The organism is Leucobacter celer subsp. astrifaciens (genome assembly GCF_001273835.1).
Taxonomy (GTDB): domain Bacteria; phylum Actinomycetota; class Actinomycetes; order Actinomycetales; family Microbacteriaceae; genus Leucobacter; species Leucobacter celer.
On sequence record NZ_JHEI01000135.1, the window covers coordinates 125,388 to 138,845 of the forward strand.

The window sequence follows — 13,458 nt, forward strand, 5'->3', positions numbered from 1 at the left end:
GTCAGCGCCCGGCGCCGCTGACCTCCCCGCCCGCGAGCCTGGCCGCGGCCTCGCCCCAGATCTGCTCCAGCTCTGCGATGCTGCGGAGAGTGCCACCGCGCAGTTCGACTCCTTCTGACACGTAGAACAGCGAGACGTCGATGAGCGCCGGATCGATGTCGGCCCACTGCGCGTAGGCGTGCCGGTAGAGGTCGAGCTGGAAGAATCGGCTCTCGCGCTCCCGATCGTTCCGCGGCGACCGACCGGCTTTCCAGTCGACGATCTCGTAGCGCTCGACGGCCGCGTCGGGATCCGCCGCGGGGTCCGTCACCCGGTAGACGGCATCGAGTTTGCACACCAGGGTGCGTCCGGCGAAGGGCAGCGTGACCTCCTGCTCGACGGCGATCGGCCGACGATCCGCCCAGCGCGATCGCTCGAACTGCTCGATCAGCGGCCGCAGCGCCGCCTCGTCCTCCGACCGGAGTCCGCCCGCGTCGCCGTCTCCTCGGCCCGACTCCCCCGCGCCGGCAGTTCCCGCGCCCGTCGGGCTCGCCGCACCGAGTCCGATCCCGTCGAACTCCGCGAGCTCGGGATCGGGGAACTCGAGCTCGAGACCGCTCAGCGGCAGAGCGGTGCCTCGGGCGGTGGTGGCGCGCCGCTCGACCCACTCGTGGAAGCGGTTGCCGACGCGCGTGCGCCGGTAGGGGCGCTGCGGAACGGGGCGCAGCCTGCGCCGCTCGGCTCGTTCGGGGTCCTCGATGAACTCGTGGAAGGTCGAGGCCGTGATCCGCTCCGGGAGCATCGCCGCATCGGTCCCCGGGACAGCGGTGGCACGAGCGGTGTCGTTCGTGTCGGATGGCTCCGGAAGCGCTCCTCCGCCGTACCGGCTCCCGTTCCTGATCCCCTGCGAGGCCCGTCGCTCGGCCAGCAGCAGGCGCACGGTCTCATCGAGTTCGGGATCCTCGCGCCAGTCCTGTTCGGGGTCGCGCGCGTCGAGCGCCGTTCGCAGGGTTTCGGCGGCGCGCAGCACCGCCGGACCTCGGGCGCCGAGCGGATCCGGTGGCCACTGCATCGTGAGTTCGGCGAGTTCGCTGGGGTCGCTCTCGTACGCGCTCGCGTGCGGCAGCCCCGCGATGATTCCTGCCTCCTGCAGTTCGAGCAGATAGGGCGAGGGCGTGCGGGGGCGCATCTGTCCGCCCCAGAACGAACCGCTCAGCAGCAGGCGCTCGGCCGAGCGCGTCACTGCGACGTAGGCCAGCCGCCGCTCCTCCTCCTGATGCCGTTCCTTGAGTTCCTCCTTGTAGGCGGCGATCCGATCGCAGAGCTCCTTCTGCGTGTCGGCGAGGCGCCAGTTCAGCCGGGGCCTGGCGGGGGCATCGCCTCTCAGCTCGTCCGGGATCTCGCCGGTGCGCAGCCACCCCGCCCCGGTGCGCGGCGCTCCGGGGAACTCGCCTCCCACCAGTCTGGGCACCGCGACCAGGTCCCACTCGAGGCCTTTCGCCCCGTGCGCGGTGATGAGCTGCACCGTGCCGGGCTGGGGAGCCGCGACGTGCTCCGCCGCCTCGTCCGATTCGGTGGCGCGTTCGATCCACTCGAGCAGTGACGGCAGCGTGCCGCGACTGTCCACGGCGAGGTAGCCCTCCACCAGTTCGGCGAACACGTCCAGGTTCGCGTGCGCCGCCGAGCTGCCGGCCAGCTCCCGCGCCTCATTGGCGTCGAGCTCGATATCGAGGCGCAGCGCCTGCACGGTGGCGCTGATCAGCTCCCCGACGCTGCCGCCGACGCCCTGCCGCAGTCCCGCCAGCATGCGGCCCGCGTCGCGCAGCCGGGTTCGCCCGGTCTCGCTGATGCCCCGCAGCGCGCGGTGGTCGAGATCGCGCATCGAGGCGATCTGGTCGAGCGCGTCGATGAGGGTGTACTGCCGATCCGGATCCGGCAGCACGCTGTCTGCGGAACGCTCCGCCTCGCCGAGCGGCTGCTGCGAGACGTCCCGATCGGCGAACCACCTGGCCGCGTCGCGCAGACCCCCGATATCGGCGACCCCCAGGCGAAAGCGCGGACCGGTCAGCAGGCGGATGAGGGGGCCCCCGGCGTCGGCGTACCAGAGGCAGCGCAGCACGCTCACGACGTCGGTGACCTCGGGGGTGGTGAGGAGACCGCCGAGGCCGACGATGCGATTGGGCACGCCCGCGTCCGCGAGGGCGGCCGAGAAGGCGGCCATGGGGCTGCGCTTGCGGAAGATGATGGCGGCGCTCGGCTGCTCGCCGTGCTCGGCGAGATGCGCATCGCGGGCCGCGCGCATCCACTCGGCCACCGCCAACCGCTCCTCGTGCACGGTCTCCGGGTAGCACCACTCGACCGTTCCCGTGCCGGCTCCGGGCCGCGGTGCGAGCCGGGGCACGTCGACCGCGGCCTCCGCCGCGAGCGGGGCCGCGATGACGTTGGCCGCGTCGAGCACGCGCTCCGGATTGCGCCAGCTCGTCGACAGAGTGAGCGTCGCGGGAGTGCGAGCCGCGGCTTCCCGCCCGCTGCCGCGGAAATCGGAGTGGAACGACTGCAGCCCGGCGGCGGAGGCGCCCCGCCAGCCGTAGATCGACTGGTGCGGATCCCCGACAGCCATGACGGGCGCACCCGCGAAGATCATGGACAGGAACCTGGTCTGCCCCACCGAGGTGTCCTGCACCTCGTCGAGCAGCACGGCCCGATGACGCCGCCGGAGCACGCGGATCGCGTCAGCGGAGCGCTCGAGCGACCGGGTGGCGAAGGCCAGCTGGTCGGAGAACTCGATGAGGCCCCGCCCCTGCTTCTCCTCCGCGTACGCGCGCGCGAGCCGGGTGATGAGCGGGGTCTCCGCGAGGCTCGCGACGGCATCGCGCACCGGAGCGTAGACCTTGCCGCTGTCGAGCGGGGTCTTCTCGTTGTAGGGCAGCTGCCGCACACGGCCGAACTCGTCGACCACCTGATCGACGCGGTCGAGGGAGGTGAGGTTGTCCGCGACGGCGTGGTCGAGGCTCAGAACGTGCCTGACGAGCTGCGACACGCCGAGTTCGCTGCCCGCCAGCGCGGGGTCGCGGCTCTCGATCACGACCTCGCGTGCGATGCGCCAGGCCGTCGCCTCGTCGATCACGACCGCTCCGGGTGCCACACCGGCCGCGACGCCGAACTCCTGCAGCACGCCCGCGGCGAAGGAGTTGTAGGTGCTCACCTCGGGGATGTCGAGGCCGTCGGCGAGCAGTTCGATCAGCTGGGCAGCGCGCGCGGACTCGTCGGGTGCGAGGTCGCCGCGCTCGGCGGCGTCGCGCAGCCGGTCCGCGAAGGTCTCGAGCCTGCCGGTGATGCGCTCGCGCAGTTCGCCGGCGGCCTTGCGGGTGAAGGTGAGGCCCAGCACCTCGTCGGGAGCCACGAGCCCGTTCGCGACGAGCCAGACGACGCGGTTGGCCATGGTCTCGGTCTTGCCGCTGCCGGCGCCGGCGACCACGAGCGTGCTGCCGCCGAGCGGGTGCTCGATGACCGCCCGCTGCTCCGGCGTGGGAACGATCGGCGGCTTCGGAGGTGTCGCGAGGATCTGGGCGATGCGCTCGGCCGAGAACACGGGTCGCGGAGCACTGTCAGCCGCCGCCATCGCAGTCGCGGTCGCCGCCGTCGGCGTCGTCGATGCGTCGATCATGCGTGGCTCACCGCCGGGATGATGTGCAGCCGGCAATCGCCCGGCTGGTGCTGATCGGAGCAGTGATGCTCGACGCGCGCCGTGTACTCTCCGGCCGCCATGACACGGGCGACGCTCGCGACTCGGCGCATCAGCTCCTCCTTCGCCTCATCGGTGATCGGCTGTTGCACGCGCTCGACGTACTCGGACTTCTTCGCGGCGTCGGGATGCACGTAGAGCAGCCTGGCCCCTCCGCTCACCGGCTCGGCCGCGGCAGCCTGAGCCATCGCCCCCGGCTCCTCCTCGGCGGGGTCCGCGACAGCAGGCTCCCCCTCACGGTCGAGTTCGAAGGCGCCCCGCGTCACGCCGAGCTGATAGGCCTGCAGCTGGGCGTGGGTCTCGGCCTCGGCCTTCGACGGGAGGTTTCGTCCGGTCTTGAGATCGAGCACGGTGATCTCGATCCCGCCGTCGGCTCGCGGAGTCGCCTCGATCCGGTCGGCTACGCCGCGCAGCACCGCGCGATCGACCGGGACGGAGAATCGGGTCTCTCGGCCGAGGAGCTGGCGCTCGGACGCCTCGAAATCGCGCAGGTAGGCGGCGAGGCCCCGAGTCTGCGCCTCGGCGAGCCGCCTGGTGCGCTCGGATTCCCACTCGGCCTCGAAGGGCAGTTTGCGCCACTCGCTCAGAACGGTTTCGAGCAGTTCCTCCGGATCATGCCCCTGCGCCGTCTCGAGCGCGTGGTGCACGAGCGTGCCGAGGCTGGCCTGCACGCTTCCCCCGCCTCCGCCCAGGGCGGCGACCGCCCAGTCGAGCGGGCAGTTCTCCGCCCGCTCGAGCTGCGACGGACTCACCGGAACCTGCAGCTCCGGGTCGTCGTCGAGGTCGTAGAGCGGTGCCGTCGTACTCGGCGGCAGCACGCCGTACCATTCGTCGGGATGGGCTCCCGTCACCTGCTCGCCGGCGAGCGCCACGAGGGCGCGCAGCGCCTGCTCGTCGGCGGGGTCGACCGCGAGCCGGCGCCGCATCTCGGCGGTGAGACCCCGCAGGGTGAGACGTGCGCTGGGCAGGTCTTCACGCAGGCGATCGCGCCCGAACCCGAAGAAGGGGCTCGGGTGCTGGTCCTCGTCCGCAATCGCCACGACGAGGACCTCGTCGCGGGCCCGGGCGCAGCTGTGGGCGAACAGTCGCAGCTCGTCGTGAATCGTGTCGCGACGGGACGGCGGGATCGCTTCGCCTCCGCGCAACCAGCGCTCGAGCGCCGCTGTTCCGAGCAGCGAACCTCGTGCCCTGAGGTTGGGCCAGGAGCCGTCCTGCAGCCCGATCACGGCGACCACGCCGAACTCGCGGCCGATCGCCCCCTGCGGGGTGGTGACGGTGACGGCCGCCCGTGCACTGCGCTGCGCCAGCGAGTCCTCGGGCACGGCGCTCTGCAGCAGGTCCTCGAGCAGCTCGGCGATCGGCTGCTCGCTGTCCTGCTCCTCGTGCCGCTGGAGGGCGAAGAAGAGCCCCATGACCGCATCGAGCGAGCGGTGGGCCTCGTCCGCCCGCGCGCCGCGGCCGTCGAGCGCCTCCTCCTGCCAGCGCTCGACGAGGCGCGTCCGCTCCCACAGCGTCCACAGCACCTCGCGAGGGGTGCCGCCCGCCTGCAGCACCTGCGACGCCGCGGCCGAGAGAAGACCGAGGCGGCGCAGGGCCCGCCCACCGGCGCTGTCGATGACGGGGGTGCTGCCGGGGATCGCGAAGCCCTCCAGCACGAGTTCGTCGATGGCCTGCGGCTCTCGTTCCTCCGCGGCGGCGTCGCGGCGCTCCTGCAGCAGGAGCGCCCCGCGCAGGCGCCGGATCGCGACGGGGTCGAGGCCGCCGACCACGCCTCCCGCGAGCTGGAGGACATCGGCTGCGGTGAACTCGCGGATGCCGAGCACCTGCTGCAGCAGGAGCACCAGCTCGCGCACGATCTGGTGCTCGCGCAGCACGATGCCACCCGCCGCGACGCCGGTGGGCACCTGATGCGCCGCGAGCGCTCTGGCCGCCCGGGCCGCCTCGGCTCGACTGCGACAGATCACGGCCATGTCGCGCCAGGCGACAGGAGGCGCCCCGTCCAGGCCGAGGTGTCTGGCCCTCAGACGGTGCGCGATGATTCCGAGCTGCTCAGCCGGGGATCCCGCGGCCGCGAATTGCACCGCAGCGGATAGCCCGGCAGCGGACTGCTCGGCATCGGATCGCGCGGCAGCGGACGCGGCCGCACGCTGCTCCCCGGCTCCCGCGGCGCCGATACGGATGGTCAGATCGTGGACGAGACGGCGCACCTCCGCGCCGTGCCGATGCACGGTGTCGAGCACCGCGAGCTGCTCGGCCTCTCCCGCTCGGGTCTCGTCGGCGCCGCGACGCGCCAGTTCCGAGCCGAGCCGGGAGAGCGCGTCGGTGCGCTCTCCGTGGAATGCGCTCGTCGCGATGTCGGGGTCGCCGAACACCCACACAACGCTGCCCGCGCTCGCGCACGCGGCCAGGAGGGCGAGCTCCCCCTCGCCCAGTTCCTGGGCGTCGTCGACGAGGATCATCCGCGGCAGCCGGATCCCGCCGCTGGAGGCGCCGGGGTCTGCAGCGAGGGGATCCGGAGCGAGAGACCCGTGCGCGACGACACCCTCGGCGCGCACCGCTCGTGCGGCCTCCCGCAGCAGTCCGCTCGAGCTCAACTCCCCCGGCCGCTCGCGCACGAGGGCGCCGGAGACCGCGGAGATGAGTTCCAGTCCATCGATCCACCGTTCGAGCTGTCCGGGCTCCGGCAGCCGCGTGAACGCCTCGCCGCCCGATCGCTCGCGCAGACCGCGCAGGCGCGAGGCAAGCAGCGCGGCATCGAGGTCGAAGTCGTCGACGATGCGCCAGAGTTCGCGCAACTCCGCCCGGAAGGCCGGGCTCCGGAGCACCTCGGGAGGCAGGCCCGCGACGCCCGCCTCGGCCGTGCCATCCTTGACCGTGCCATCCTTGACCGCGCCATCCTCGAGCGCGCCCGTCGAGGCGAGCCCCGCCTCCACCACCGCGACGATCCCCTCGTCCTGCGCCGTCCCGGTCAGCAGCCGGGGTGCATCCCGCCCCGTCAGCGCGGAGGACCGGGCGAGCACGGCGAAGCCCAGCGAAGCGGCCGTACGAACGGGAGTGCCGCCGATGGCCCGGCCGATGCCGCGCTCGACCGCCGGACGCAGCTCGGCGGCGACGAGACGGCTGGGGGCGATCGCGAGCACGTCCTCCTCGCTCCAGCCCGGACGCCGCAGCGCCCGGGCGTACGCCTCGACGAGCACGCGGGTCTTCCCCGTGCCCGGCGCCCCCAGAATACGGGCGTGACGCGCGGGATCGAGGTCGAGCGCGCGAGCCTGGGAGGGGTCGAATCCGGTCATGTGCTCAGCCTACTGAGCACCTCCGACAGCGTCGGGATCGGCGATCCCGACTGCGCCGAGGGCGAACGCGGGGGTCGATCGGGCGCTCGCCGGCCCGCGCAGCCCTAGACTCGAAGACAGTTGCACACAGTCAGCGTCGTGGCACGCGCCACAGTATTCGAGGAGGCACCCCGTGGAAGTTCGCATCGGCATCAAGCACTCGCCCCGTGAGCTCTCGTTCGAGACCGAGTCGACGGCTGACGAGGTGCGCGCCCTCATCGAGGATGCAGTGGCCAAGGAGTCGGCGCTCGTCGCGCTCGCGGACGTGAAGGGCCGGCAGTACCTCGTCGACACCGAGTCGATCGCCTACATCGAGCTCGGCGGCGAGGGCGGCCGCAAGGTCGGCTTCATCAGCTAGGGGTCGGATTCAGCAGCTCGGGATCCCGGCACCGGAACGCGCTCAGTCGCCCACGGCGGTGGGGCCGGCCGCAGGCACGGTTACGGCAGCAGTCGCTCGACGAGTTCGTCCGGGCTGATGCCCTCGGCGCGGGCGGCTGCGGCGATCCGCTCGAGCGACGCCTGCGACAGGCCGTGCGCGGAGCCCGCGATCTCCCGCGAGCCCTGACCCGAAAGCGCCGTCCCGCCTGCCGCCGCCGCGTCGACTCCGGGCGCTCCCGTGGGCGCCGGAGTGCGCAGCAGCAGCGACATCACCGGCAGCACCACGATTCCGAGGGCCGCGAGGATCCACACGATGCCCGTGGCCTGCAGATATCCGTCGGGGTATTCGCCCACCAGCTCCCAGAGCAGCATCAGCGTGAGCAGCACGCCGGCGGCGAGCATCGCGAGGGTCGCGAAGAGCGCACTCCGCACCGGTCTGCGATCGTGGGCCACGAGCAGCAGGAGCAGTGAGGCGATCGCGCAGGCGCCCGTGAGGATCACCAGGGTGATCGTGAGCTTGAACGCCCCCTCATCCCAGTCGGGCTCGGCCCAGATCACCCACAGCAGCCGCGCGAGCGTCAGCACCGATACGCCGACCGCGATCCAGCCGAACCACTGCACCCGCCGGCCGATGAGCGCCGCACCGCAGAGCGCCGCGACGCTGAAGACCCCGATCAGCGCGGTCGTGCCGAGCACCTTCATCGCAGGATCCGACGTCACTCCGCCGAGCAGCACGGCGATACCGGCGACGGCCGCGAGGGCGAACGACGCCACGATCACGACCACGATCCAGCGACGGATCCGGTGCGCGAAGGGCTTCGGCGAAGTCATGGTCAGGCCTTCCGTCAGCGGGAATCAGTGGCTCAGCGCGCGCAGTTCGTCGCGGACGGCATCGAGCAGCCGATCCGCCACATCGCGTTTCGACCCCGAGGCCTCGCAGGCCACCCGCCCGTCGGCGTCGAGCACGTACAGCGTGTTCGCGGTGCTCTCGAAGCCCTCGGTCCAGCCGACGGCGTTCACCGCCAGCAGATCGACACCCTTGCGGGCCAGCTTGCGCCGGCCGCGCTCGAGCAGCTCGTCGGCGGCGGCATCGGGATCCGCGTCGCCGTCGACGGTCTCCGCCGCGAAGCCGACGATCACCTGCCCCGGCCGCCGCTCGTGCACCAGCCCGACCAGGATGTCGGGGTTCTCCACCAGGGTGAGCGTCGGCGCCTCGCCCGGCGTGTCCTCCTTGCGGATCTTGTGCTCCGCGACCTCCGCGACGCGGTAGTCGGCCACGGCCGCTGCCATGATCACGGCTTCGGCACCCGATGCGGCGGCGTGAACCGCCGACTCGAGTTCGGCCGCGGTGCCGACGGGCACGACGCGCACGGCTCCGCGATCCCGCACCCCCTGGAGCACCGCCTCATCGATGTTCGCAGCGAGCAGCACCACCTTGGCGCCGCGATCCGCCGCAGCCGCGGCCACCGCGACACCCTGCCGTCCGCTCGAGCGATTGCCGAGATAGCGCACCGGATCGATCGGCTCGCGCGTTCCACCCGCCGTCACGAGCACCCGCACGCCCTCGAGGTCTCCGGGCGGCGCCGGCTCGGGCGGCGCCGCGAGATCGTCCGGCACGACGGCTGCCGCGCTGCTCCCGGTGTCCCCGGTGCTCTCGGCATCGTCCGTCTCCACGAGCGGACCGGCATCGCCCGCCGCATCGCTCAGGATCCGCCGCGCGCGCTCGGCGATCTGCTCCGGCTCGCTCATGCGCCCCGGCCCGCTGTCGTCGCCCGTCAGCCGACCGCTCTCGGGCCCGACGAACTCGACGCCGCGCGAGCGCAGGATCGCGATGTTGTCCTGGGTCGCCGGGTGCTGCCACATCTCGGTGTGCATCGCCGGCGCCACGAGCAGCGGCGCGCGCGTCGCGAGCAGCGTCGTGCCGAGCAGGTCGTCGGCGAGTCCGGCAGCCATGCGCGCCAGCGAGTGCGCGGTGGCCGGCGCGACGATCACGAGATCGGCCCGCTGGCCCAGCGCGACGTGGCGCACCTCGGGGACGTCCTCGTGCACGGAGGTGGTCACCGGGTTGCGGCTGATCGCCTCCCAGGTCGGCTTGCCGACGAAGCGCAGCGCGTCGTCCGTGGGCACGACGTGCACCTCGTGCCCCTCCTTCACGAGCAGCCGCGCCAGCGCTACGGCCTTGTACGCGGCGATGCCGCCGGTCACTCCCAGCACGATGTTCATGCGTTCATCCTGCCATGAGGGGCCCCGGCGCTCCGCATGCACCACCGGCCGCGGGCGTCGTGCACGGGCCGGGTCGCAGCGCGGCGCAGCTCAGCCCGCGCGCTCCAGCAGCACCGCGACCTCCATGTGCGCCGTGTGCGGGAACATGTCGAACACTCTCGCCTCCCGCACCGCGTACGACGGCATCGCGGCGAGGTCGCGCGCCAGGCTCTCGGGGTTGCAGCTCGAGTAGATCACCTGGCGCACGCCGCCGTGCTCGAGCCAGCCGCACAGCTCGGCGCCGATGCCCCGGCGCGGCGGGTTCACGATGACCGCCTCGGGAAGGCCGGCCGGATCCGCCGCGAGCGCGAACGCCGTCGCGTCGGCCGCCTCGAAGCGGGCGTCGATCCCTGCCTCCCGTGCGCTGCGACGGGCGGATCGCACCGCCGCCTCGCTGATCTCCACACCGAGCACTCGAGGCGCGGCCGCCACGCGGCCGCCACGGCCGCCGTGATCGCCTGCGGCGCTCGCGACGTGCAGCGCGAAGCCGCCCACGCCGCAGTAGAGGTCCCAGAGGGAGGCGGGATCCTCGCGCGCGACCCACTCGGCGGCCTGGGCGTAGAGCGCCCGGGCCACGCGCGTATTGGTCTGGAAGAAGCTCTGCGGACGCAGGTGCAGCGGCACGCCGTCCCCGAGATCCATCGTGAGCGATGAGCCGAGCAGCAGTTCCTCGCGCTCGCCCTCGAGCACCGCCTTGTGCTCGGGCAGCAGGTTGACCGACACCACCACGATATTCGGGATCGCGCGGCGCAGCGCGGGCAGCTCCCGCCGCAGCACGGCGAGCGCCCGCTCGCTGCGCACCACGAAGCGCAGCATCAGCTCGCCGTCCGGGGACTCCGTGACGTGCACGAACTTCAGCTCGCCGCGTCGGCGCGGCACGTCGTAGGGCGGCAGTCCGGTCCGCTCGACGAAGGCGGCGATGCGCGGGATCACGCCCCGGATGCCGGGCGACTGGATGAGGCAGTCGCGCAGATCGACGCCCTCGCCGTCCGGGCCGAGGATCCCGAGCGTCACCCGGCCAGGCCGGCCGCCGACCACCAGCTTCGCCTTGTTGCGGAAGTCCCGCGCGCCGCCGCTCACGCTCGGCAGCCAGGCCGCGGCCGGCACGGTGGGCAGCAGTTCGCGGCAGCGCTGCTCCTTGGCGCGCAGCTGCTCGTCGTAGGGGGTCTCGATGAGGGCGCAGCTGCGGCAGCGCCAGGCTTCGAAGTAGTCGCAGTGGGGCAGATCCATGAGAGAGACTAGGCCGTCAGACCCAGACCCGGCAAGCCGCTCAAGGCAAGGCGAAGCCTTGCGCGGCGACGGCGCTGGCCGCGCCCCCGCGGCCAGATGGACACAGGTGAACTCATGCGGTCAAACCTAGACCATCCATGCGTCGGATGTGGTCCGCGATGAGCTCGGTGAAGACCGGCTCAACCTCGCTGGCGTCGAAGGCCCGGTGCTCGCTGAGCAGCAGCACCGCACGCGAGACCAGCAGAGTATCTCCGACGAGGCGCCGACCCCAGAGCGCCAGCCAGCTCGACAGCCCGTCATCGACGGCAAGTGCGTCGGCGAGCAGCACCGCGACCTGATCACGACCGCTGTCACTGCTGAGGATCTCGATGGCCTCGGCCCGATACCCGTCGCGCATGCCGCCCGCCAGACTCGCGAAGAAGTCGTCGAAGAGACCGCCCACGAGGTACAGCGAGAGCACGTGCTGGTGCCAGTCCGGAGTCTCGATGCGCTCCACGTACTCGTCGATCACGCGGGAGTAGGGCCCCATCACGATGTGCGGCTCCTCGCCTCGCCTGCGGATCTCGTCGGCGAGCCGCTGATGCTTGGCGAGGGTCAGCCCGGCCACCCGTGCCAGCACCTCCTTCGCCTCGAGCGTCGGCGCACCGGAGACGGCACGGGTCGCCGCCTCGTACAGTTCGAGCTGCAGGTAGGCCGTCAGGCCCAGGAAGGGCAGCATTCCGGGGGCGAACTCGGCGAGTTCGACGCGCTCGGCGTCGCTCCCCTCGCCGCGCGCTCGCATCTTGCGCACTGGGGCGTTCTTCTTGCGCAGCCCACGGATCCACTCGAACACCCTGTCAGCTTACCGCCGAGCCGCCGAGAGGTTGGAATAGACTGGATGCCGTACGTATTGGCCGCGGAGGACATCGGATCCCCCGCCGCTGCGCCCTCTGCAGAATGCGCGCGCAGCACCCACACGCCGCTTCAGGCGCAGAATAGGACGCAACGTGACGACTTTCCTCGAACTCGGCGTCGACCAGGACATGGTCGATTCGCTCGCCGATCAGGGCATCATCGAGGCCTTCCCCATCCAGGAGCAGACGATTCCGCTCGCCCTCACGGGCCAGGACATCATCGGCCAGGCGAAGACCGGCACCGGCAAGACCTTCGGCTTCGGCCTGCCGCTGCTGCAGCGCGTCGGCGCCGATCCCGAACCCGGCGTGCAGGCGCTCGTGGTCGTGCCGACCCGTGAGCTCTGCGTGCAGGTGTACGAGGATCTCGAGCTGGCCGCGAAGAACCGCGCGGCGACGGTCGTGCCCATCTACGGCGGCAAGGCCTACGAGGGGCAGATCGATCAGCTGAAGGCGGGCGCGCAGATCGTGGTCGGCACGCCGGGACGACTGCTGGATCTCGCGAGCCAGCGGCTGCTCGACCTCGGCAACGTGCGCGAGATGGTGCTCGACGAGGCCGACAAGATGCTCGACCTCGGCTTCCTCGCAGACATCGAGAAGCTCTTCGCGAAGACGCCGGCGACCCGTCACACCATGCTGTTCTCGGCGACCATGCCCGGCACGATCGTCACCCTGGCCCGGCGCTTCATGTCGAAGCCGATCCACATCCGGGCGACCGATCCCGACGAGGGCGCCGCTCAGGCCAACATCGAGCACATCATCTACCGGGCGCACTCCCTCGACAAGGACGAGGTGATCGGCCGCATCCTGCAGGCCGAGGGACGCGGCAAGACCGTCGTCTTCATGCGCACCAAGCGCGCGGCCGCGAAGCTGCAGGAGGAGCTCGTGGACCGCGGCTTCAACGCGGCGAGCGTGCACGGCGATCTCAACCAGGATCAGCGCGAGCGGGCGATGGCCGCGTTCAAGGCCGGCAAGAAGGACATCCTCATCGCGACCGATGTCGCCGCGCGCGGGATCGACGTCGACGACGTCACCCACGTGATCAACCACACGGTCCCCGACGACGACAAGACCTACCTCCACCGGGTCGGCCGCACCGGTCGCGCGGGCCGCACCGGCATCGCGGTCACCTTCGTCGACTGGGACGACATGCACAAGTGGGCGCTCATCAACAAGGCGCTCGAGTTCGGCGTGCCCGAGCCGGTGGAGACCTACTCCTCCTCTCCGCATCTGTTCGCGGACCTCAACATCCCCGAGGGGTCGAAGGGCCGGCTCAAGGCCACCCCGGTGAAGGAGCGCGCGCCGCGCAGCGCGGCGCAGCGATCCGGCGAGGGATCGGGCGACGATTCGGGATCGGGCGACGGCGCGCGCAAGCGCACCCGCCGCCGCACGCGGAGCGCGAACCCCCAGGGGCGAGGTCGCCACGAGACCCACGGCCACGAGGGGCACGGCCACGATCAGGAGGGCGGCGGCGAGCCCGGCGCACCGCTGCTGCAGGAGACCGGCGAGGGCGCGGCACCCAAGCGCCGTCGCCGCCGCCGTCGCGGTGGATCGGGCGGTGCCGGATCCGAATCCGCGGCCGGCTCGGCCGCGGAGGCCGCTCCCAGCGAGGCCTGATCCCGCGCACCCTGCCCCGGCGCTG

8 protein-coding genes are annotated in these 13,458 nt (G+C 72.1%); 2 read left to right on the forward strand and 6 right to left on the reverse strand.

Annotation, left to right across the window (positions count from 1 at the left end; all coding sequences use genetic code 11):
• Window position 1: 1 nt before the first annotated feature.
• Window positions 2-3,646 (reverse strand): ATP-dependent helicase, encoded by a 3,645-nt coding sequence (locus tag AMS65_RS07085; protein WP_241489371.1) that lies wholly within the window; start codon window positions 3,644-3,646, stop codon window positions 2-4.
• On the reverse strand, window positions 3,643-7,017 hold the full coding sequence (locus AMS65_RS07090) for a UrvD/REP family ATP-dependent DNA helicase (RefSeq protein WP_053383467.1): 3,375 nt from the start codon (window positions 7,015-7,017) through the stop codon (window positions 3,643-3,645). Before AMS65_RS07090 ends, AMS65_RS07085 begins: the two co-directional genes overlap by 4 nt.
• Before the next feature lie 172 nt (window positions 7,018-7,189).
• Here AMS65_RS07090 and AMS65_RS07095 point away from each other — a divergent pair, with 172 nt between their 5' ends.
• On the forward strand, window positions 7,190-7,414 hold the full coding sequence (locus AMS65_RS07095; RefSeq protein ID WP_053383468.1) for a DUF3107 domain-containing protein: 225 nt from the start codon (window positions 7,190-7,192) through the stop codon (window positions 7,412-7,414).
• 80 nt (window positions 7,415-7,494) lie between these two features.
• On the opposite strand, the gene AMS65_RS07100 is transcribed toward AMS65_RS07095, so the two are convergent.
• From AMS65_RS07100 to AMS65_RS07115, 4 genes are all read right to left on the reverse strand, one after another.
• Window positions 7,495-8,265, reverse strand: coding sequence for a hypothetical protein (locus AMS65_RS07100; RefSeq protein WP_053383469.1), 771 nt, complete (start codon window positions 8,263-8,265; stop codon window positions 7,495-7,497).
• A 24-nt stretch (window positions 8,266-8,289) separates the two neighbouring features.
• On the reverse strand, window positions 8,290-9,657 hold the full coding sequence (locus AMS65_RS07105; protein ID WP_053383470.1) for a bifunctional phosphopantothenoylcysteine decarboxylase/phosphopantothenate synthase: 1,368 nt from the start codon (window positions 9,655-9,657) through the stop codon (window positions 8,290-8,292).
• A 90-nt stretch (window positions 9,658-9,747) separates the two neighbouring features.
• Window positions 9,748-10,926: a methyltransferase domain-containing protein gene (locus AMS65_RS07110; RefSeq protein ID WP_053383471.1), complete on the reverse strand. Its 1,179-nt coding sequence runs from the start codon at window positions 10,924-10,926 to the stop codon at window positions 9,748-9,750.
• A 112-nt stretch (window positions 10,927-11,038) separates the two neighbouring features.
• Window positions 11,039-11,758, reverse strand: coding sequence for a ferritin-like fold-containing protein (locus AMS65_RS07115; protein ID WP_053383472.1), 720 nt, complete (start codon window positions 11,756-11,758; stop codon window positions 11,039-11,041).
• A 190-nt stretch (window positions 11,759-11,948) separates the two neighbouring features.
• Between AMS65_RS07115 and AMS65_RS07120 the strand changes: the two genes are divergently transcribed.
• The gene (locus AMS65_RS07120) at window positions 11,949-13,433 is read left to right on the forward strand and encodes a DEAD/DEAH box helicase (RefSeq protein ID WP_053383659.1); all 1,485 of its coding nucleotides are present in this window, start codon (window positions 11,949-11,951) and stop codon (window positions 13,431-13,433) included.
• Window positions 13,434-13,458: the final 25 nt, after the last annotated feature.

Coding starts and splice junctions, on each gene's coding strand:
- AMS65_RS07110 (WP_053383471.1), bottom strand. CDS start 10,926: ATGGATCTGCCCCACTGCGACTACTTCGAAGCCTGGCGCTGCCGCAGC.
- AMS65_RS07120 (WP_053383659.1), top strand. CDS start 11,949: ATGGTCGATTCGCTCGCCGATCAGGGCATCATCGAGGCCTTCCCCATC.
- AMS65_RS07090 (WP_053383467.1), bottom strand. CDS start 7,017: ATGACCGGATTCGACCCCTCCCAGGCTCGCGCGCTCGACCTCGATCCC.
- AMS65_RS07100 (WP_053383469.1), bottom strand. CDS start 8,265: ATGACTTCGCCGAAGCCCTTCGCGCACCGGATCCGTCGCTGGATCGTG.
- AMS65_RS07085 (WP_241489371.1), bottom strand. CDS start 3,646: ATGATCGACGCATCGACGACGCCGACGGCGGCGACCGCGACTGCGATG.
- AMS65_RS07105 (WP_053383470.1), bottom strand. CDS start 9,657: ATGAACATCGTGCTGGGAGTGACCGGCGGCATCGCCGCGTACAAGGCC.